The 19,240-nt window shown below is 45.3% G+C and carries 15 protein-coding genes; 6 read left to right on the top strand and 9 right to left on the bottom strand.

Translation table 11 applies throughout. The features are described 5' to 3' along the window. Positions 1–321 (top strand): IS1 family transposase (locus J3492_RS04010; RefSeq protein ID WP_207990131.1); only part of this gene is annotated, 321 nt, incomplete at its 5' end. Between the two features lie 126 nt (positions 322–447). Here the strand turns inward: J3492_RS04010 and nagZ are convergent. Then, the gene (gene nagZ, locus J3492_RS04005) at positions 448–1,551 is read right to left on the bottom strand and encodes a beta-N-acetylhexosaminidase (protein ID WP_207990129.1); all 1,104 of its coding nucleotides are present in this window, start codon (positions 1,549–1,551) and stop codon (positions 448–450) included. Between the two features lie 447 nt (positions 1,552–1,998). Between nagZ and J3492_RS04000 the strand changes: the two genes are divergently transcribed. Further along, entirely contained in the window at positions 1,999–4,224 is a 2,226-nt protein-coding gene (locus tag J3492_RS04000; RefSeq protein ID WP_207990127.1) for a carboxy terminal-processing peptidase, read from the top strand. Between the two features lie 438 nt (positions 4,225–4,662). Here the strand turns inward: J3492_RS04000 and J3492_RS03995 are convergent, their stop codons facing one another. Then, complete coding sequence (locus tag J3492_RS03995) at positions 4,663–5,148, bottom strand: FKBP-type peptidyl-prolyl cis-trans isomerase (RefSeq protein WP_207990125.1); 486 nt, start codon at positions 5,146–5,148, stop codon at positions 4,663–4,665. A gap of 347 nt (positions 5,149–5,495) precedes the next feature. Between J3492_RS03995 and J3492_RS03990 the strand changes: the two genes are divergently transcribed. Beyond that, the gene (locus J3492_RS03990) at positions 5,496–7,400 is read left to right on the top strand and encodes a M61 family metallopeptidase (RefSeq protein WP_243453086.1); all 1,905 of its coding nucleotides are present in this window, start codon (positions 5,496–5,498) and stop codon (positions 7,398–7,400) included. A gap of 34 nt (positions 7,401–7,434) precedes the next feature. Here the strand turns inward: J3492_RS03990 and J3492_RS03985 are convergent, their stop codons facing one another. The 4 genes from J3492_RS03985 to J3492_RS03970 form a co-directional block, all read right to left on the bottom strand. Then, entirely contained in the window at positions 7,435–7,800 is a 366-nt protein-coding gene (locus tag J3492_RS03985) for a glutathione S-transferase N-terminal domain-containing protein (RefSeq protein ID WP_207990123.1), read from the bottom strand. A gap of 234 nt (positions 7,801–8,034) precedes the next feature. Beyond that, complete coding sequence (locus J3492_RS03980; RefSeq protein WP_207990121.1) at positions 8,035–8,904, bottom strand: DUF305 domain-containing protein; 870 nt, start codon at positions 8,902–8,904, stop codon at positions 8,035–8,037. Positions 8,905–9,037: 133 nt separating this feature from the next. Next, a complete protein-coding gene (locus J3492_RS03975) occupies positions 9,038–9,652 on the bottom strand; it encodes a pseudouridine synthase (RefSeq protein ID WP_207990119.1) in 615 nt (204 codons plus the stop codon). A 250-nt stretch (positions 9,653–9,902) separates the two neighbouring features. Beyond that, entirely contained in the window at positions 9,903–12,122 is a 2,220-nt protein-coding gene (locus J3492_RS03970) for an NADP-dependent isocitrate dehydrogenase (protein ID WP_207990117.1), read from the bottom strand. An 872-nt stretch (positions 12,123–12,994) separates the two neighbouring features. Here J3492_RS03970 and J3492_RS03965 point away from each other — a divergent pair. The 3 genes from J3492_RS03965 (at position 12,995) to glyA (ending at position 16,411) form a co-directional block, all read left to right on the top strand. Continuing rightward, positions 12,995–14,362: a GNAT family N-acetyltransferase gene (locus J3492_RS03965; protein ID WP_207990115.1), complete on the top strand. Its 1,368-nt coding sequence runs from the start codon at positions 12,995–12,997 to the stop codon at positions 14,360–14,362. 45 nt (positions 14,363–14,407) lie between these two features. Then, positions 14,408–14,905: a chorismate--pyruvate lyase family protein gene (locus tag J3492_RS03960; protein ID WP_207990113.1), complete on the top strand. Its 498-nt coding sequence runs from the start codon at positions 14,408–14,410 to the stop codon at positions 14,903–14,905. A 249-nt stretch (positions 14,906–15,154) separates the two neighbouring features. After that, the gene (glyA, locus tag J3492_RS03955; protein ID WP_207990111.1) at positions 15,155–16,411 is read left to right on the top strand and encodes a serine hydroxymethyltransferase; all 1,257 of its coding nucleotides are present in this window, start codon (positions 15,155–15,157) and stop codon (positions 16,409–16,411) included. A 108-nt stretch (positions 16,412–16,519) separates the two neighbouring features. Here the strand turns inward: glyA and J3492_RS03950 are convergent, their stop codons facing one another. The 3 genes from J3492_RS03950 to J3492_RS03940 all read right to left on the bottom strand — a co-directional run bounded on the left by J3492_RS03950 (position 16,520) and on the right by J3492_RS03940 (position 19,240). Then, the gene (locus J3492_RS03950; protein WP_207990109.1) at positions 16,520–17,218 is read right to left on the bottom strand and encodes a ZIP family metal transporter; all 699 of its coding nucleotides are present in this window, start codon (positions 17,216–17,218) and stop codon (positions 16,520–16,522) included. Positions 17,219–17,517: 299 nt separating this feature from the next. Continuing rightward, positions 17,518–18,792: a sodium/glutamate symporter gene (gltS, locus tag J3492_RS03945; protein ID WP_207990107.1), complete on the bottom strand. Its 1,275-nt coding sequence runs from the start codon at positions 18,790–18,792 to the stop codon at positions 17,518–17,520. A gap of 88 nt (positions 18,793–18,880) precedes the next feature. After that, complete coding sequence (locus J3492_RS03940) at positions 18,881–19,240, bottom strand: barstar family protein (protein ID WP_207990105.1); 360 nt, start codon at positions 19,238–19,240, stop codon at positions 18,881–18,883.

Below are 19,240 nucleotides of genomic sequence, written 5' to 3'. Positions count from 1 at the left end.
GCTACTAATGAAATTGTCGCTTATGTCTGGGGTAAACGCGACTTAAAAACGGCTAAGAAGCTAAGAGCACGTCTTAAGCAACTAAAAGTCAGCTATTACTCTATTAGCATGGACAACTGGGACAGCTTTATAACTGCCTTTAAGCCAAATAACAAGCAGGTTGGCAAACAACATACCGTAGGCATAGAAGGTAATAACTGCCGCCTTAGACACCGATTACGTCGAGCCGTTAGAAGAACCTGTTGCTTCTCGAAAAAGCTTGATAATCACTTTAAAGTATTTGATCTGGTGTTCTTTTATGTCAATTATGGCTACGTTTGATGCCAGCATACTTTTTAGAACACCACCGATAATTTTAAGTATATAGAGTTAATGATAAAAGACCACACCTATGATTGGGTGTGGTCTTTTTGATGCTGTCTTTTTGATATTTAGACTTGTAAAGGATTATTTATAGGCAGTAGGGTCTGTAGCTTCGCCATTTTCTGTACCAGTGCGCATGTTGTCACGACCTTGGGTGTCACAATCAGGACTAAAAAAAGTCTGAATGACATTGTCTTTTGCTTGTTGCCAATACTCAAACTGCTGACAGGTTGACTCAAGGTCACCTTGCCATGTAGGTATCTGGCCACGCATGGTCTTGATACGGCTTTGATTGGGGTAGGGCAATTCCTGCGCAGCTTCAGCGGCTTCATGGGCGGCGATACGATCATTACATACTAAAGCGATGTCACAACCTGCCTCAATAGCGGCTTTGACACGTGCACTGACATTACCAGCGGCCTGCGCCCCTGCCATCGATAGATCATCCGAAAACAATACCCCATCGAACTCAAGCTGCTCTCGAATGATGTCTTGTAGCCAAATCTTAGAAAACCCAGCGGGCCTATTATCCACTTGTGAAAAGATAACATGAGCGGGCATCAGAGCATCGAGCCAAGGTAGCGTCTGCGCAAAGGGCTGCATGTCGCTGGCTAAAATCTCATCCAGACTACGACTGTCGATGGCTTCTGATAGGTGTGAGTCAGGCGCAATGGCTCCATGTCCAGGGAAGTGTTTGCCTGTGGTTGCCATGCCAGCGGCTTTCATACCACGCATAAACTCTGTGGCTAGAGCGATGATGGCTTTAGGGTCTTGATGAAAGCTGCGATCACCGATGACCTGACTGATGCCGTCTCTATCGAGTACTGGAGCAAAGCTCAAATCAATACCGACCGCCAGTACTTCAGCTGCCATCAGATAACCACAGTCATAGGCGCTGCTCAATGCTTGAGTAGGGTTGTGATCAAATAATACGCCAAGCTGACCCATTGCTGGAAGTTTGGTAAAGCCTTGGCGTAAGCGTGCGACACGGCCACCTTCTTGATCGACACCGATTAAAATATCAGGATTGTAATAACGAATGTCATCGCAAAGCTTGCGCACTTGTGCCGCATCGTCGACGTTGCGAGCGAACAATATCACACCGCCCACTTGTGCCTGCTTGATTAAGCTGACATCTTCAGCAGTCAATGCTGTACTACCGATATCAATCATTAAAACGCCATACATGAAGGTATCCTTAGAGTGCGCTGCACCCTTATAAATGCTGCTGTTAAACCAGAAAGGTATGTGTCTATTATAGTCAGCTGAATGTAAAACTGTTATGGATTTAAACGCGCTACTGGTATAAATTTTACTTGCGTGCTGCGTTCCTTCGATGCTGCGCAACCCTATATCTTGAACAGAAAGCATCCCAGTAGCGCTATGACATTTTTAGAGTGTATCGACTATATGCCATTTTATAATGTCAGTTGTTCAAGCCCGCCCCAATGACATTAACATAAAAACTGCGATAGAAAGTTTGGTATAACTAGAGCTGGCGTGTAAGATTGCTTATACAGTTTGAGACACATACTAAATAAACGCAAATTATAATAAAATCAGCTATAGTCTATGTGAGGATTATAAAGCATATATTTTAGATATTTTATAAATTAAAACAATTAGGTATATATGATGAAAAAACAACCAGCACAGTGGTTACTTAGTGTCGCATCAATCGGCGTGGCCGGTCTTATCTTAACGCAAAGCTATAGTGCAGCGGTAGCAAACTCAAATACTGACGGTTTTACACAGACGCCTGAGCAAAAGCTGACCACTCGGCAAGTCGCAGCATTGTTAGATCGTAGTCATTATCTCAACCAGCCTTTAGATGAAGAGATGGGTAGAGATATTCTATCAATGTATATCGACAACCTAGACCCAAACCATACCTTGTTTTTACAATCTGATGTCGATGAGTTTAAAGAAAAGTATGCCAGTGGCTTTGCTAATCGGCTAAAGCGTGGAGACCTGTCTGCTGGGGTAGATATTTTTGAGCGTTATCGCAAGCGCTCAAATGAATACTTTGAAATGGCCACAAGGCTGCTAAAAACAGACTTAGATCTGACAAGCGATGAAACTATTATTTTAGACCGTGAAGAGCTTGGACATTTCAAGACCAAAAAGGCGCAACGTGACTACTGGGAGCGTCAGCTTAAGTTTCAGCTGATCAGTATTACTTTAGGCAAAGAAAGCGAAAAGGGTAAAGAAAAGATATTTTTAGACAACCCTGATATCACTTTGGGCCAAGACCTTGTACGTGATGATAAGCGCACGCCAAGCGAGATACTGCTCAAGCGTCTGTCACGCCAGCAAGGACAGATGAAGCGCCTAAAAGACGATGAGATCATGGAGACGATCCTGAATACTGCCATGCTCACTTATGATCCACACAGCAATTACTATGCACCCATTCAGGCGACAGAACTGCAGATACAGTCAAGCCTACAGTTAGAGGGCATCGGTGTATCTATTCGCCCAGATCGCAAAAACCCAGACTATACTCGCATCGTTACTTTAGTCGATGGCGGCCCTGCTGCCAAAACGGGTCAGATCAAACCCAACGATCTTATTATTGGGATTGCCGAAGACGGTAAAAACATGACTGATGTGGTTGGGTGGTCGACCCGTGAGATCGTCGGTCTAATACGTGGTAAACGAGGAACGTCAGTCACACTTAGAGTGCGTCAGCCCAATGCACCAGAGGCGAGCGCCCGTACCGTCACTGTCGTACGGGATATCATTGAGCAAGAAGAGTCAGGCGTCACCCACCGCACTATAGAAGTACAAAGACCTAATATTGATGCCACACCGAAGCGTATCGGAGTGCTAGAAATACCCAGTTTTTATCTAAACTATCGAGCACGCCGTAGCGGAGAGGATTATCGTAGTGTCAGCGTCGATACAGAGCGCGCTCTAAAAGAGCTCAATGATCAAAACATTGATGGGCTGGTGGTCGATCTACGCAATAACCCTGGCGGCTCATTAGATGAGGTGGCCAAAATGCTTGGGTTGTTTATTAAAAATGGCCCCTTGGTGCAGATTCGTGATAATCGTGGGAATGTCCAAGTGTACAGCGATGAAGACGGCGGCAAGCAGTTGTATGATGGCAAAGTCGTGGTTTTGACCAACCTAGCATCCGCCTCTGCCAGTGAAATATTTGCCGCGGCCATTCAGGACTATGGCCGAGGGTTGGTGGTAGGCAGTACCACTACAGGTAAAGGCTCAGCACAGATTCAGTTGGATAATCTGGCGCTAGGCTCTGCTACTTTGACTCAGCGTAAGTTTTATCGTATCACAGGTGGTAGTACCCAAAATAAGGGCGTGGTTCCTGATGTAGAGCTGGTCAATATCTACGATGATGCTACTTTTGGTGAGCGTGCGCAGAAAAAAGCGCTGCCTTGGGATACCATCAAGACCGCAGCCTATAAGCCTGAAGCTAAGTTTACCTCAGACACCCTTCAGACCTTGAATCAGCAGTCTAAAATTCGCCAACAGACAAACCCACAGTTTGTATACTTAGAGACATTGAACGATATTCGTGATATGGAAGACAGCAAAAAACCCATTGCGCTTGATATCAACAGTCGCCGAGCCAAGATGGCGCTTATCGAACAGCGTACTTTAGAAGCGGAAAACAAGCGTCGTATCGCAACTGGTCAGCAGCCGTATGCAGACTGGGATACTTATCAAGCGGCGATGGACGCAAAGTTTGAAGAACGCAGTCAGATGAAATTGCATGAGCGTCCTCAACTACCAGAGGATGAAGTGTTTGTAAAAGAGGCGGCTTATATCATGCTGAGTGCTGATGCAGAGCCTGTCATCAGCCCAAAAGAGGCGCTAAAAGCAGAGCAACCGTAAGAAATGAAGTCTATGTAAGCATATGCTTACATACATTGACGCTGCAACCACTTACTAATAATGAGGTAATCTGCGATTATATACCCACTGCACAATTTAACGATACTGTTTGTTAATACTAGGGATTGGTATTTATAGGTCGGCTATAAATTGCGTCAGGGATGGATTGCTGATTAAGGATGATAAGGCTGGATGCCTGTCAGTTACGACATATCTTGGGATTGGATAGGACGTAACATTAACAAGGATGGTTAGTAACTAAAACCGTGTAGTCTAATGGCTATACGGTTTTGTTATGTCTGGACGACAAAAAATGTGCCGAAGCAGATGTTAGCTTCATCATAAAAAAGACCAGTAGCATTGCTACTGGTCTTTTTGGTTCATGTACTTACAACGAGTTGTTATACATGATTAAGAGCCGTTATGCATCATCAATAATTAGTGCTCAACACCGCCAGCGCCATGGACATGGCCATGGTTTAGCTCGTCTTCAGTCGCTGCACGTACTTCTTGAATCTCTACATCAAAAGTCAAGCGCTTGCCCGCTAAAGGATGATTGGCATCTACAGTGACGACCTCATCATTTACATCAGTTACAGTGACAAGCATCACTTGGCCGCCAGCTTCTGACTGGAACTGCATACCAGGCTGGATATCTTCAACGCCTTGGAAGTTTTCACGAGGTACTTGCTGTACTGCTTGATCTTGATACTCGCCGTAGCCATCAGCAGGTTCAACAACAGCGTTGACTTTCTCGCCAGCAGATTTGCCTTCTAGTTGCTTCTCTAAGCCAGGAATGATGTTTTGATGGCCATGTAGGTAAGCCAATGGCTGACCTTCTGGAGACTGGTCCAATATGTTGCCTTCATCATCTTTAAGCGTGTAATTGAATGTAACGGCAGTGTCTTTTGCGATAGTGGTCATAAATTATCCTAAATATATCTATGTAAAAAATTAAATACGATGGAAATAAACCTAAAAAAGCCAATCAGCAAGCCAAAAGCCACATCATTAGTCAATTATCATCAGTTTATTAGGGTAACTTTAGCAGTTAGCCTCTTTAATTGCGATAGATGTCATTACTTTCAAGGTAAAATCATAAAAAATATCAATATTAATGAGGTTTTTATTAATAAGGCGCTTGAGCGCTGCTTTTGTGTCAGTTGCGTTTTTTGGCTAGGCCTTCTACCATGGGTATAGACATTATAATAAGCATTCTTGCTGAATCATATGACTTGTATCAATAAACTTACATAATTAAAGTAACTACTATGAACAATACTCTGATGACCAAATCTAAGACCAACGACGCTATGACTGCCGATATTGACTATATTCTTGACTTTAGCCGCTTCAATGAGCATTTGGTCGACATTACCCTCAGCTTTACTGCAAATACATCGTCGCCTCGCTTATGGTTACCCGCCTGGATACCTGGCAGCTATTTGATGCGTGAATTTGCCCGTCATATTACTGCCGTTTATTATCAATTAGAAGACAAAAATACTGATGATGAAAGCACGGTTGACGATGGTGTTCTGCAGCGGGCGATTAAAGTCAATAAGAACACTTGGGAGCTGCCACAGGCTGCAGCAGGGCAGACGTTGAAGGTGCACTATGAAGTTTACTGCTATGATTTATCTGTGCGCACCGCTTATGTCGATCAAACACGTCTTTATGGTAACTTTACCTCGCTGGCATTAGCGGTAGAAGGGCAGGAGGAGCAGCCTGTCCAAGTGAGCTTGCTGGTGCCAACAGCGTTTGTAGCAGCGCAAGATTTAAGTACAAAAGGTAGTGAGGTGGTACTTGCTTGTGGGCTTGCGGCCACGCATTTACAGAGTGAAGAGCAACACGGCTATCAGCTGCAGGCTGAGAGCTATCATGAACTGATCGATCATCCATTTGAGATAGCTGCTCAGCAGTCCTTTGATTTTATTATTCAAGATAAAGCTCATCAAACCTTGAGCCATCGTTTTTTTATCTCTGGTAAACACAATGCAAATATGGGTCGACTGCAGCAGGATATCACCCAAATTTGTCAAACCTATCTTAATTGGTTAGAAGATGCACCATTTGCTGACTATACGTTTATGACTTATGCCAGCGGCAATGACTATGGTGGTCTTGAGCATATCAACTCGACCAGCCTCATCACTCCGCGCAATGATCTGCCAAGCCATGATGAGCCGCAGATACCAAGCAGCGATTATCAGCGCTATTTAGGGCTTTGTAGTCATGAGTATTTTCACGCTTGGTGGGTCAAGACGGTACGCCCAGATGTCATGATGGCAGTTGATTTACGCAAGGAAGCTTTCACACCGTTACTGTGGGTATTTGAAGGCTTTACGTCTTACATCGATGACTTTATGCTGCAAGCATCGGGCGTCATCGATCAAGCCAGCTACCTTAAGTTATTGGCAGCGCAAATCAATCGCTACCATCAGACCGACGGTCGTGCGCATCAAAGTGTCGCTGAATCGAGTTTTGATGCTTGGATTAAACTGTATCGTAGTGACGAAAACACAGGTAATGCAGGCATCAGCTACTATAATAAAGGGGCATTGGTCGCACTGTGTTTAGACTTAACACTACTGCAAAAAAGCGATGGTCGTTATCGCCTCTTTGATGTGGTCAAGGCATTTTATGAGCAAGCAAAACAAAATGATAAACGACGTATCGGCATCAGTAGCGCTGATATGGGCAGTGTGATCAGTCAGTTTATGCCGCCAGCAGAGTGGGCGGAGTTTGAGCGCTGCTATGTCAATGGCGTTGATGTGCTGCCTATTGATCAGCTATTAGAAGCCAATGGCATCGCCATACATAGTGATAAAAAAGACAGCACACTGCCTTGGGGTATCAGCGTACAAGAAACCCCTGCAGGCTTGCGAGTCAATAAGGTGCTGCGAGATAGCGTCGCAAGTGCTGCAGGACTCTCCGCCAAAGACGTTATCGTCGCAATTGATGGTATCAAAGCCGACAAAAAACAACTACAAAATGCCGCTAAGTCTGACAGGGCCATGAGTTGTCATGCTTTTCGCCGTGATGAGCTCATGATGTTTGAGATACATACCAGTACAGCTTCAGGCGTATCTGCCAATCCGAGTTTAAATAAGATCAGTTTAGCGCTAAAAGAGTCAGGGTTTGAGGACTGGTTGACTGTTGACTTTACTAGGTAACAGTTAATCAGGGATACAACTTTTAGGTTATATATCAGCTAAAGCGCTGCTGTAGATAGGCGATAATATCATCGGATTCATACATCCATTTGATGTTATCGCCCTCATCGATACGTAAGCAAGGCACTTTTATCTTTCCGCCATTTTCCGCCAACTCACTGCGAAACTGCGCATTATCTTTGGCATCACGCAGCTCGATGGGTAAGTTTAGTTTATGCATGTGCCGACGTACTTTGACGCAAAATGGACACAATTGGAACTGATACAAAGATAAGTCTTTGCAAGCCTCATTCACTTTAGCTTGTACCTCTGGGGTACGTTTCATTGCTGCCCCTTGAGTTAGAATATTCAAGCCTGCGATGATGCGTCCTAAACCTGCCCGTATAATGCTAATTAACATCTGTACCTCTATATCTTATATTGTGTGTAAATGGTCGCTGAAAAAACACAGCTGTGCCATATAGTCAAGGAACTTTAAAATCGCTACAAGGCGACCGACCGCAGATAGTACACTGATTACATCTAGGGCGGGTAACACCGTAGCGGTTTAAAAGTACTCCGACTATATTTCTCAGGTCATCATAATGCTTGGCTGACGTTGACAGAGTGATAGTACTCCTGTTTACCTTACCTTTTATTCTACCTTGCTCTCTTGCGCTTCAGGCTCAGTGACACTAACCCCTGATTCGTTTTCTGCCTCTAAGTCATTTTGCTCATTAGACTCTATTAAAGAATCGTTTGTTGCCAGCCAGCGCTCTGTCGTCTGAGTGCGGCGCTGCTGTGCGTCGATGACTTGCAAGGCAAGGTCTCGCATCTCTTCATCTGTGCCATACTTTAGCTGTATTAGCGCCATATCTACAGCGCCCACATGTAGCGATAGCATATTACGAGCAAACGCTATATCTGCTACTGAAGCGGTGATACCTTCTGCCATATCCTCATACATATCTTCTATATCATCAGCATAGGCTTGCTGCATGGCTTCGGTATTCGGCTTGGGTCTGGCGGCGTCAGGGTGGCTGGCAAGCCATCTTCTCATGGTGTCGATTTTGCTCTGATGATTTTCAATGATGTCTTCAGCCAGTGTGCGCATCTCTTCGTCTGTACCGTACTTTAGCTGGATTTGAGCCATATCTACTGCGCCTCGATGTAGCCCAAGCATACTCTTGGCAAATGCGGTGTCAGGGTCGTTATAACCCATACCAATACGCATCTCATCCTGCATTCTGCCCAAGGCTCTCGTGTAGTCACTGAGCATATCTATAATCCTGTTATCCTCGGTGCTATCAGTGTCTGCTACGACGGTTTCCTCTTCATTTTCATTGATGTCCACAGCTGCCTCGGTAGTCTCAGGAGTCTCGACCTCAGGAGTGACATTGGCTGATGGTTGCACTTCTTCTGTGGCTGCCGGCTCAGTGTCTTCAGGTTGTGGTTGACAAGCACTCAGTGCCAAAGCTGCAGTTACGCTAAAAGCGATGACGGAGAAACGATAAGAGGAAGTCATGATTGGTCCTTAATACGTAATAGAAGAGACAGCTGAGAATATAAAACGCTCAATATATATGATGATATATAAATACTAGCAGATAAGCTAAGCCAATTCGAGGTGGTACTTTTGAGTGACGGTTTGACAGGCCCTAGACGCTGACACCCAACTGCTGACAACGCTGTTGATTTAAGTGAATACGAACGAACTCACCCACACCTAAGTTGCCTAACTCAAACCCTGCTACTGACCAGCGAATCAGACGTAGACAAGGTAGGCCGACATGGGCCGTCATACGCCGAACTTGCCGATTTTTACCTTCATAAATAGTGAGTATCAGCCATGAGTCTGGGACGTTTTTGCGCTCACGTATCGGTGGATCTCGTTGCCAAAGCGGCATTGGTAGTTCATCTTCAGTGACGTGTCTGACTTCGGCAGGTAGGGTTTTGCCGTCTTTTAAAGTGACGCCCTTTTGCAGCTTACTGAGTTGTTCAGAAGTCGGAATACCCTCAACTTGTACTAAATAAGTCTTGCCTTGTTTATGACCAGCATTGGCTTTGGGTGGGTGGGTAATGGCTTTATTGACTCGTCCATCACTGGTTAAGATCAGCAGTCCTTCTGATGTAGCATCAAGCCTACCTGCAACCCGCAGCGATTTATCAGAAAAAAACTCAGCCAATGGCGCAAACTTATTATGATCGTCATTGCGAAACTGGCTTTGCACGCCAAATGGCTTATTGAATAAGATAAGGCTTGAGGTCGACATGAGAGATACACCCTGATACCACATTAGTTTTGATAGACAGTAGTCCAATACCCTGAGGGTTTCAAGCTTTAAATAATAAAAAACTAAAAACCATGGCAAGTTTGGTATTTAGTCATGACCAGCCTTGGTACCAATAGCAAATATCAGGCATGTTTTATCAAATAGAGACCACTGGAAATAAAAAACACTCCAACAGTCTTAGACCATTGGAGTGTAGCTTGTATGACATTAAAAGGTACTTATACAGTAGTTATAGTGAGGCTAACGTATCGTTGAATGTCTCACTCGGGCGCATGACTTGCTTGGCCAACTCTTCATCGATATGGTAATAGCCCTTGAGGTCTATAGATTTACCTTGAACTTCATTCATCTCTTTGACGATGGTGTCTTCGTTGTCTTTTAGCTTTTGTGCAAATGACGTGAACTGCTCTTTTAGCTCGCTATCTTGATCTTGTGCGGCCAGCTCATCAGCCCAGTACATGGCCAGATAGAAGTGACTGCCACGGTTGTCGAGCTCACCTGTTTTACGAGATGGTGACTTATCACTTAACAGTAGCTTCTCTGTCGCTTTGTCGAGAGTATCAGCCAATATTTGAGCTTTGGTGTTTTTGTCATTTTCCGCCAGATGCTCTAAAGAGACGGCCAAGGCCAAGAACTCACCAAGAGAATCCCAACGTAAATGGTTTTCTTCTACCAACTGCTCAACGTGCTTAGGCGCAGAGCCACCAGCACCTGTTTCAAACAGACCGCCACCTTTCATCAATGGTACCACTGATAGCATCTTGGCACTGGTTCCTAACTCTAAAATCGGGAACAAGTCCGTTAGGTAGTCACGTAAGATGTTACCGGTAGCAGAGATGGTATCAAGACCACGAGAAACACGCTCTAAAGTATAACGCATAGCGCGAACCTGTGACATGATCTCGATATGCAAGCCTTCAGTGTCATGATCTTTTAGGTACATATTAACCTTTTTGATCAGCTCATTTTCGTGTGGACGATATGGGTCTAACCAGAAGATTACAGGCGTATTTGATTCACGAGCACGGCGTATTGCCAGTTTAACCCAGTCTTGAATTGGGTCATCTTTAGTCTGACACATACGCCAGATATCACCTTCTTCAACTCGTTTTTCGAGCAATACTTCGTCGGTGTCAACGTCGACAATGCGAGCCATACCTGCGTCGCTTGACTCAAAGGTCTTATCGTGTGAGCCATACTCTTCGGCTTTTTGTGCCATGAGACCGACGTTCGGAACCGTACCCATGGTGGTTGGATCAAAGTTACCATGCCATTTACAGAAGTTAATCATCTCTTGATAAATACGGGCAAAGGTAGATTCAGGCATGACGGCTTTACAGTCATATAGCTTGCCATCTGCACCCCACATTTTACCGCCATTACGGATCATAGCAGGCATCGACGCATCGACGATGATGTCGTTTGGAGAGTGGAAGTTGGTGATGCCTTTGGCAGAGTCAACCATGGCCAGACGTGGACGATGCTCTTGGCAAGCGTGCAAGTCTTGTTCGATCTCTTCACGCTGCGAGGCAGGTAGGGTTGAGATCTTGTCGTATAGGTCAGCCATACCATTGTTGACGTTGATACCTAACTTATCAAACAGCTCGCCATGTTTTTTGAAGGCGTCTTTGTAGTAAATTCTGACGGCGTGTCCAAAGACGATAGGGTGTGACACCTTCATCATGGTGGCTTTTACGTGCAGTGAGAATAAGATACCTGCTTCACGGCAGTCTTCCATTTCACGCTCATAAAACTCCAACAACGACTCTTTACTCATGACCATAAGATCAATGACTTCTTTGTCTTGTAAAGCAATTTCAGGCTTTAAGACCTTGGTCGTACCATCGTCAAGCAATAAGTCCATACGTACAGTACGGGCCTTATCCAAAGTCATCGACTGCTCGCCATCGTAGAAGTCGCCACCGTGCATATGTGAGACATGGGTGCTTGACCACTGTTTCCACTCACCCATAGAGTGTGGGTGTTTGCGGGCATAGTTTTTGACCGCTTTAGGGGCACGGCGGTCTGAGTTACCTTCACGTAGTACAGGGTTGACCGCACTACCTAGGGCTTTGCCATAACGCTTGCGCAGCTCTTTTTCTTCGTCAGTTTCTGGGTCTTCAGGGAAGTCAGGCAAAGCATAGCCTTTGCTTTGCAGCTCCTTGATAACGGCTTTGAGCTGCTGTACTGAAGCACTAATATTTGGTAGTTTGATGATGTTGGTATTTGGGTCTTGGGTCAAACGGCCAAGCTCAGCTAGGTTGTCTGGAACACGCTGCTCTTCGGTCAAGTAGTCTGGAAACTCAGCCAATACTCGTGTTGCGACAGAAATATCGCTAGTTTCAACAGCGACTCCGGCTGTCTGTGTAAAAGCTTCAACAATAGGTAAGAATGAAAGGGTTGCTAGAGCAGGGGCCTCGTCAGTTTTGGTATAAATAATTTTTGACATTTATAGTTGTTCCTCTAGTCTGTTGTGAATGATAAAGCTTAATGATCACTAAATAAATCTATGCAATGATAAGGTACCTAATTGGTGCAAACTCATTGATATGGTTTTTGAAATGTCAATCCCATATCATGAACTAAGTATACTGTTTTCGCTCGTATCCTATGTATTAGAATTATATTAAGCTAATAACAGCCTTATTCTACCAGTCATTGGCGCCAATATCACCTTTTCCACAAAAGTAGCCTCTTTTTAGGCCATTCCTATAATGTCAGCTCTTCATACAGTGGTTTTTATGCGCTGCTTTCTTGATAAGCTGTCATTCCTTGATATATTTATTGCCTAGGGCATGTCTTCAATTCAAATGATGATATCTAAATGGGCTAAAAATGGCTAAATTTTGTCATACTGCGTCAAATAACTGGTTAATATCCCGATATTATCTGCGTTATTTTCCTTGTCTGACAGCAATTTATCTCATTTTTATGACCATTTTTAAAATGAAGACACGCCCTATCGTCGATACTAAATAGAATAGACACACTGTAGTAATACACTAGACTGGTATAAATTTTTCTTGCGTGCTGTGCCTATGCCGACAGAGGCTGCAAAAAACTCATCCCAGCCTTGCTGTATCTTTTTTATACCAACCTGACTATAGTACGCTCATTAAAAACAAAATCACCTCTAAAGTCATTTGCAGTTTTGTATGTTATTTTTTTATGTTGGTTAAGTCATCCGTTTGGCTGCAGCTCAACAGACCTTATATTAAACCTTAACGGTTCAACTGTGCTTGTCAGTTTTTGCAAATTGTGACAGCACCATCGCAAAAGTTTGCTAGGCTAAGACACTATATATCAGACATAGTGAGTAATATGAAACTACAGTATGCACTACTCAATGATAGCAGTTGGCAACAACTGAGCGCCTGGCAGACGCCAGATACCCCTTTTATGGCATTTGACTTTTGGCAGGCACTGGCAGATACAGGGGCGATTGGTGAGCAGGCGGGTTGGTTGCCGATATTTGTCTTAGTACATCGTGTCGCAGCTAGCTCAACGGACAATGTGCAAAACAACGACGCTTATACTGCCACTGACAGTACACAAAAAGCTGAAGAAGCTGAAACAACGACAGTAACACAACCTGTGGCTGTGCTACCCGTATTTATAAAAAACCATCATCGCGGCGAGTTTGTGTTTGATCATGCTTGGGCAGAAGCTTACGCACGTTATGGGGTGGATTATTATCCAAGGCTGGTGACCTGTGCGCCTTACACGCCGATTACTGGTCAGCGGCTATGGTTGGCTGAGGGTGAAACGCTGACGACGGATATCTTACGGACGGCGATGGCAGGGGTGGACGATATTGCTCAGCAAGTGGGTGCGTCAAGTTGGCACGGGCTGTTTGTCACGCCTGAACTGGCCTCATTGGCTGCGGCTGCTATGCCTACAGACATCGATATAGAGCGTGCGCTCGCCGCCCAAGACAATGGTTTAGAGCCAACCGCCATTGATATCCCCATATTGGAGCGACAGGGTTGTCAGTTTTTGTGGCAAAATAAGAACCTACTTGCCGATGAGCAAGCCTTTACTGACTTTGATGCCTTTTTAACGACCCTGACAGCAAAGAAGCGCAAAAACATCCGTGCTGAACGCAAAAAAGTCGCCAAACAAGGTATCCGCTGCGTGCGAAAATGTGGCGCAGATATTACTGATGCAGACTGGAAAGCGTTTTATCACTGTTACGTGATGACCTATGCGGTACGTGGGCAAAGACCATACTTAAGTGAGGCCTTCTTTAAAAAGCTGGCGCAAAGCATGCCTGAGCATCTGTTTTTAGCGCAAGCTTATGATGAGCATGATGAGATTATCGCTAGCAGTTTGTTTTTGTACGACAAAGCGCATCGTAAAGATGCTACTCTTTATGGTCGCTATTGGGGTGCTTTAGGTGAGTACGACAGCTTGCATTTTGAACTCTGCTACTATCAGGGTATTGAGTTTGCCATTGAGCAGGGCTTGACGTATTTTGATCCTGGCACTCAAGGTGAGCATAAGCTGATTCGTGGCTTTATACCGACCAAGACCCACTCGTTGCACCGCATCTATGATGGGCGGTTTGTACCAGCGATTAGCGACTTCTGTGCAAAGGATCGTCTGTATATGGCACAATACCGCCAGCAAGCGCATGACGCTTTGCCTTTCAATAGCGACAACATGCCTGCGTTTAAGAGCGCTGATTAGTTGTTCGCTACGCCCAGTCACTATTATGTCTAATACGCATTTATTATGTCTAATACCTGTATTCATGATCTAGCTACGACGCCAGCATCTAAGTTATGGCCTTGGTTGCATGCCGACGGCTCGCTGACAGCGCTGCTAGAGCAAAAGTCAGGACAGCCGTTACGAATTGAGCGCCGTTTTGAGGGCTATCGCTCGCTGTCTTTGGCCCAAAAAAAGCAACTTGGCGTACAAGGCGCCATGCTCAATCGGCCCATGTTGGCATGGGTGCGTGACGTACAGCTCTATGGTAATGATGAGCGCCCTTGGGTAGCGGCGCAAAGCGTCTTTCCATTGCCCAGTCTAAAGGGGCGGGCACGGCGTTTACAGCAGCTCAAAGGCACGCCTATTGGCTATGTGATGTTTAAGCGCCAGCGGACCTTGCCAAGCCAGCGTTTTATCCTACAGACGACAGCTGGCTGGCAGCGGCAGACGCTTTATGATTGGTATGGTCGCAAACTGATTATCAGTGAGACTTTTTTGCCAGCGTTTTGCCAAAGGATATGAGCCGTCAGTTAAGAGGGTCAAATGAATCATTTTGTATCGCTATTATCATTGATTATCGAACAACCAGATTGCCGCATGACAAGATGAGTTTTTTGCGCTCGTAATATAAAGTTTCATGTTACACTTGGTTGCAGCGATATCTCGGATGCGACATAGCATCAAAACTATTGCTGAGAATGAGACGCTAGCCTAGGCTTCTCCCCCTCTAACAGCGCCCTGCTAATCATCGTGAATACATAGGACCTCAATATGTTTAAAGATATATCTATCAAAGATTATGATCCTGAGCTTTCTGCTGCAATGGAAGCCGAAAGTGTTCGTCAAGAAAACCACATCGAGCTGATTGCTTCAGAAAACTACTGCTCGCAAGCGGTTATGGAAGCACAAGGCACAGACCTCACCAATAAGTATGCTGAAGGTTATCCCGGTAAGCGTTATTATGGTGGCTGTGAGCATGTCGACGTGGTCGAGCAGTTGGCGATCGATCGTGCCAAAGAGTTGTTTGGTGCCGAGTATGTCAACGTCCAGCCGCACTCAGGTAGCCAAGCCAACTCAGCGGTATTTTTGGCCCTACTAGATGCTAATGACACTGTCCTTGGCATGAGCTTAGATGCTGGTGGTCACTTGACGCATGGTGCCCATATCAACTTCTCAGGTCTCAACTATAACGCCGTGCAATACGGCTTGGTTGAAGAAACTGGCCTGATTGATTATGACGAAGTGGAGCGTTTGGCAAAAGAGCACCAGCCTAAGATGATCATCGCTGGTTTTTCAGCGTACTCACAAGTTGTAGACTGGCAGCGCTTCCGTGAAATCGCTGACGAAGTAGGCGCCTACTTACTCGTCGATATGGCGCATGTGGCTGGCCTCGTCGCTGGTGGTGTTTATCCAAACCCAGTACCTTATGCAGATGTGGTAACGACCACCACGCACAAAACCTTACGTGGCCCACGCTCAGGTATGATACTTGCTCGTGACGAAAAGCTGGCGAAAAAGCTCAACTCTGCCGTATTCCCAGGCAACCAAGGTGGCCCGCTGATGCATGTAATCGCTGCCAAAGCGGTATCATTCAAAGAAGCCCTAGAAGACAACTTCAAAACCTATCAGCAGCAAGTGGTCAAAAATGCGCAAGCGATGGCAAAAGTCATCCAAGAGCGTGGCTACGAAATCATCTCTGGTGGCACCGAAAACCATCTGATGCTGATCAGCCTAGTTAAGCAGGAATTGACTGGTAAAGAAGCGGATAAGTGGCTGGGTGATGCACATATCACGGTCAATAAAAACGCCGTACCAAACGATCCAAAATCTCCATTTGTGACTTCTGGTATCCGTATCGGTACCCCAGCAATTACGACGCGCGGCTTTGATGAGGCGCAAGCTGGTGAGCTGGCAGGTTGGATTTGTGACGTACTAGACAGCCGTGGCGATGAAAAAGTCGCAGCTGAAGTGCGTGCTAAAGTAGAAGCAATCTGTAAAGAGCTACCGGTTTACGAAAAAAATCAGTAAGCTTTAATTAGCTCTATATAAGAAAAAGACCGCTTAGCTTTGAACTGACCCCCATAAGTTGGACACAACTTATGGGGGTTGTTTTATTACATTAAACAGAAAACAGATTTAACTGCCCAGCTGATTTAATCCCAAAGCCAAAAGCAAACCGATGGTCGTGCTGATACCTGCCCAGTGGTTGCTTCGTTTATAGGCAGTAGGAAAGACTTCAGTGGCAAGCGATGCAATGACAGCGCCTGCGGCAAAGCAGTTGATAGCACTGATGATTTCCTCATCAATATTTTTTAATAACACTTTACCCAGTATGGCTGCCAAAGATAATAAAACAGCAGCGCCAGCCCAGAGCATCAGTATTTTTTTATTACTGGCGCCGTCCTCACGCATCTGTTTAGCGCCACCTGCTGCTTCAGGAATATTTGACAATAAGATGGAGCCAGCCAATGCCGCCACCTGCATCACATTGCCACCGATTAAAGCCACGCCTAGCGCTAGATTTTCGGGTACACCATCGAGAGTAATGGCCGCAAGCAGTCCCGAGCCACCATCGGCATTTATTTTTTCATCAAGTAAATAGTCAACACCAGCAAACACTACTGCGCCTAGACAAGTAAAAGCCGCTGTTATCCAGATACCACTGTCTGATACGGCTGGCTGCAACAGCTCGATGACCGCCGATATCATGAGGGCGCCACCTGCGACGGCCAGTAGGTTGCCCTCTAGCCAAGTGGGCAGCTTACCATATAAGCCCCATAGTGCTCCTATGATAAGCGCACCAGAGACAACGATAATGACAGCAAAAATGAGCATCGTTATTCCTAAAGTTATATCAGAGGTAGGTGGCTATTAATAATATATCGATTTTATTTAGGGCGTGTCACCAATTAGCACATATAGGTATTTGACGGCAATCTATCTCATTTTAAGCCTCGCCATCTAAATGATGACACGCCCTAGTTCTGACTATATCATTTACAATCTACCTAGATAAAGTCAAACAATAGATATCCTGTGACAGCTGATTGCTGCTTAGAGTTAGATATAAACAATAAAAAACCTCGATTACAAAGCATAATCGAGGTTGATTTAATTGGTTTTATTTTGCCAAATCACATAAATGGCAAGTTAACAAATATCTGCAGTATCGTGGCGTTGACGATATCGACAAAGAAAGCCCCCACCATAGGCACGATCAAAAACGCTTTATACGAGGGTAGGTAGCGATCGGTGACCGCCTGCATATTGGCAATGGCAGTCGGCGTCGCACCCATACCAAAACCACAATGGCCTGCCGATAATACAGCGGCATCATAGTTTTTGCCCATAATCTTAAAGGTGACGAGGTACACATAGATAATCATGACCACAGTCTGTACCAGTAGGATAACCAATACTGGACCAGCAAGATCAGTCAACTGCCATAGTTTCAATGACAGTAACGCCATGGCTAAAAACAGGCTTAAAGATGCGTTACCAAGTACATCAATGGCACGGTCAAACATCTCAAAGTTAAAAAATATGGTGAGGACGTTACGAATAATCACCCCGCCCGCCAGCGCCCAAACGAAGGTCGGTAGCTCAAACCAAGTGTCTGCGGCGACCAAGGTCATGGTCTCTGCAAACGCCAAAGCACCCGCAAACAGTGCCAAGGTCTCAATGGTAGAGGAGGCAGTAATAAGACGAATATGGTCAGGCTTTTCAAAGATTTCTTTGTCATTCAAAATATCGTCTTCGTCGTGTTTGGTACTGTAGAGCGACTGGGCACCAGCGACTTTCTCGATATCGCTGGGATTGTCGTCATAGGGCGTGGGCTGTATCCCAAGCTTTTGAATCAAGCGCCGAGCCACAGGGCCACCGACCACGCCGCCTGCGACCAAACCGTAAGTCGCAACAGCGATACCCAACGTCGTTGCGCCGACCACGCCATAATCTTGCTCTAAAGTAATGCCCCAAGCACCTGCCGTCCCATGGCCACCGGTGAGCGCAATAGAGCCAGTCACCAGTCCAAGTAGAGGGTCAAGTCCAAGGACGCTCGCCATCGCCACACCGACGACATCTTGCAAAACAATAAACACAGACACCACAATAGTAAAGATTAATAGCGGCGTACCACCAGCTTTAAGCTTACTAAAGTCAGCACTCAGTCCGATCGAGGCGAAGAACATCAGCATGGTCGCCGTCTGCAACCCTTGATGAAAGTTAAAGCTAAATCCCCAAAAGATATTGAGCACATAGACCACAATTGCAGCAACCAAACCCCCTGCAACGGGCTCTGGGATATTGAAGTTTTCCAAAAATTTAATGTTTTTAACCAAAAACCGCCCAAGTAGCAGCACCAAAGTGGCTAATATTAGCGTGTAATAGCCGTTTAAGGTAATCTCCATAGGTTAATCCTTTCTACAAAAGTAAACCGACCGGAATTTAAGACAAATAAGGCCTTCTTGTCTATTCAGGTCAGATGATGGTTTGCGGCTAAGCGTCGTTTGCAGGCGGTACGATGACCCATAGCTGCGGCTTGCCAAAATCTCTATAGGCGTCCTCAATGATAGTTTTGAAGACATTAAAGTCCTCAGTATTGATACACTCTATCGTCGTTATATTAAGCGTTAAGTCTGTGACCTCACTGTCTGTTAAGCAGTCCCAAGCACTGTCCCAATTATGGGCAAAATAGCTTGGAAAATGGCAGGCCTCAGCCAAAGCAGTTAATAGCGTTTGCTTATCGAGTATTTCGCCGACTGGAATGTTAACAGCCTGCTGCGGCACTCTAGCATTCGGTGTTGTAGCCTTTTGGTTAACATCGTTTTGGCCAATATAATGAATGGCTTGGCTCAT

It is taken from the genome of Psychrobacter coccoides (assembly GCF_017498085.1).
GTDB classification, from domain to species: domain Bacteria; phylum Pseudomonadota; class Gammaproteobacteria; order Pseudomonadales; family Moraxellaceae; genus Psychrobacter; species Psychrobacter coccoides.
Note: the sequence above shows the minus strand (reverse complement) of the source record. Positions and strands in the feature narration are given on the sequence as shown.

Bases quoted from the DNA above. Each gene is read 5' to 3' on its own strand.
- J3492_RS03950 (WP_207990109.1), bottom strand. From the start codon at position 17,218: ATGCTCATTTTTGCTGTCATTATCGTTGTCTCTGGTGCGCTTATCATA.
- J3492_RS03940 (WP_207990105.1), bottom strand. From the start codon at position 19,240: ATGAGCCAAGCCATTCATTATATTGGCCAAAACGATGTTAACCAAAAG.
- J3492_RS03970 (WP_207990117.1), bottom strand. From the start codon at position 12,122: ATGTCAAAAATTATTTATACCAAAACTGACGAGGCCCCTGCTCTAGCA.
- J3492_RS03995 (WP_207990125.1), bottom strand. From the start codon at position 5,148: ATGACCACTATCGCAAAAGACACTGCCGTTACATTCAATTACACGCTT.
- J3492_RS03985 (WP_207990123.1), bottom strand. From the start codon at position 7,800: ATGTTAATTAGCATTATACGGGCAGGTTTAGGACGCATCATCGCAGGC.
- glyA (WP_207990111.1), top strand. From the start codon at position 15,155: ATGTTTAAAGATATATCTATCAAAGATTATGATCCTGAGCTTTCTGCT.
- J3492_RS03975 (WP_207990119.1), bottom strand. From the start codon at position 9,652: ATGTCGACCTCAAGCCTTATCTTATTCAATAAGCCATTTGGCGTGCAA.
- gltS (WP_207990107.1), bottom strand. From the start codon at position 18,792: ATGGAGATTACCTTAAACGGCTATTACACGCTAATATTAGCCACTTTG.
- J3492_RS03960 (WP_207990113.1), top strand. From the start codon at position 14,408: ATGTCTAATACCTGTATTCATGATCTAGCTACGACGCCAGCATCTAAG.
- J3492_RS03965 (WP_207990115.1), top strand. From the start codon at position 12,995: ATGAAACTACAGTATGCACTACTCAATGATAGCAGTTGGCAACAACTG.
- J3492_RS03990 (WP_243453086.1), top strand. From the start codon at position 5,496: ATGAACAATACTCTGATGACCAAATCTAAGACCAACGACGCTATGACT.
- nagZ (WP_207990129.1), bottom strand. From the start codon at position 1,551: ATGTATGGCGTTTTAATGATTGATATCGGTAGTACAGCATTGACTGCT.
- J3492_RS03980 (WP_207990121.1), bottom strand. From the start codon at position 8,904: ATGACTTCCTCTTATCGTTTCTCCGTCATCGCTTTTAGCGTAACTGCA.
- J3492_RS04000 (WP_207990127.1), top strand. From the start codon at position 1,999: ATGAAAAAACAACCAGCACAGTGGTTACTTAGTGTCGCATCAATCGGC.